Source organism: Citrobacter sp. CK180 (assembly GCF_030333655.1).
Classification (GTDB): domain Bacteria; phylum Pseudomonadota; class Gammaproteobacteria; order Enterobacterales; family Enterobacteriaceae; genus Citrobacter_B; species Citrobacter_B koseri.
In genome coordinates this window covers 1-1592 of sequence record NZ_JAOWFM010000038.1, presented here as the reverse complement: position 1 = coordinate 1592, position 1592 = coordinate 1, and the positions used below count along the sequence as shown (strand labels likewise).

At 55.1% G+C, this 1592-nt stretch carries 1 protein-coding gene and 1 pseudogene; one reads left to right on the top strand and one right to left on the bottom strand.

The features are described from left to right. Nucleotides 1-430 (top strand): annotated as a pseudogene (locus OGV50_RS06695) (IS6-like element IS26 family transposase); the annotation flags it as partial. Here the strand turns inward: OGV50_RS06695 and OGV50_RS06690 are convergent. After that, nucleotides 376-879, bottom strand: coding sequence for a LysR family transcriptional regulator (locus OGV50_RS06690; protein ID WP_286488402.1), 504 nt, complete (start codon nucleotides 877-879; stop codon nucleotides 376-378). The pseudogene OGV50_RS06695 and the gene OGV50_RS06690 overlap by 55 nt on opposite strands. Nucleotides 880-1592 lie beyond the last annotated feature (713 nt).

The window sequence follows — 1592 nt, the reverse complement described above, 5'->3', positions numbered from 1 at the left end:
CCGGGCCGTCGACAGCCGGGGCCGCACTGTCGATTTTTATCTCTCCTCCCGTCGTAACAGCAAAGCTGCATACCGGTTTCTGGGTAAAATCCTCAACAACGTGAAGAAGTGGCAGATCCCGCGATTCATCAACACGGATAAAGCGCCCGCCTATGGTCGCGCGCTTGCTCTGCTCAAACGCGAAGGCCGGTGCCCGTCTGACGTTGAACACCGACAGATTAAGTACCGGAACAACGTGATTGAATGCGATCATGGCAAACTGAAACGGATAATCGGCGCCACGCTGGGATTTAAATCCATGAAGACGGCTTACGCCACCATCAAAGGTATTGAGGTGATGCGTGCACTACGCAAAGGCCAGGCCTCAGCATTTTATTATGGTGATCCCCTGGGCGAAATGCGCCTGGTAAGCAGAGTTTTTGAAATGTAAGGCCTTTGAATAAGACAAAAGGCTGCCTCATCGCTAACTTTGCAACAGTGCCGCATTTCGTTCACCGTCATCTCGTCGATCCGGATCTCGGTACGAGGCTCTTCCTCACGGCAACGGGCGAGCAATCGTGTAAGCCGCGGTTGGGCCAGGCTATCGGCCAGGCCTATTCGCAACCTGCCGCGGTAGCCCTGTGAGGCCGAGTTAACGCGTGTCTGGGCGTTGTCCATGAAAGCAAGCATGCGGCGCGCTTCTTCACGGAAAACCTCTCCAGGCCAGGTCAGTCGTATCCGCCCTTTGGTGCGGTCGAGAAGCCTGACGCCAAGCTGGGTTTCCAGCTCCTTGATGGCGCGCGACAGCGGCGAGGGTTCGATGTGGACCCTTGCTGCAGCGCGAGCGAAGCTCTGCTCTTCGGCGACGATCAGAAAATAGTGCAGGTGTCGTATCCTCATGGTGTGTCTTCCTTTGGTTGTTGAAATGCTTCTCCGGCAGCGGACAGAACACTGTTATTCGAGCTTGAAAACGAACCGGAAAGAACACCATGTCGTGAAGGTCTCCCATGCTTGGGTACTTCCATCATTGACGCCCGATCGTTGCTCATGCCTGCACATAGGACCAACGAATCGGCCTGCCTCCTGGACGATCGTACGACGGTTGATCATCGTTGCCACGGGGCGAAGGTTCACGTGCATACACAGTCACCAGTCGACCATTGATCTGGTGTTCGCGAACGGCAAGGCTCGTGCAGAGGGCCTGTCTTGGGCAGGCCCTGCGTGTTGCGTTCAGAAGCGCGGCTTTGTGGCGCGGGCGCTTGCCTGGCTTGTGTTCTGCCCGGTTGATAGCGGACCGGGCTGGTTGTATGAGCGTAGCTTGTACTAGGCTTTCCTGGCACGATCACCCTGATTGGTACTGAGGGCTCTGGGGGGGAGACCAGATGTCGATGGACGTCAGCAGCCTGCGGTAGAAAAAAAGTTGTCACAACACTTGCCACCGCGAAAGAATAAGTCCATAATCTTGTCCATTCCTGTTGCGGGAAAAACGAAAACTCTTTTCAAATCAAAGAGTTGTGGACAAGGTTCTAGTCCCGTTTCCCGCTCCAAAATTTGAAAGTATCAGCAGATACGCACCACCCAATCGCAGGATTTCAGGCAGCGGCCTGGAAGAC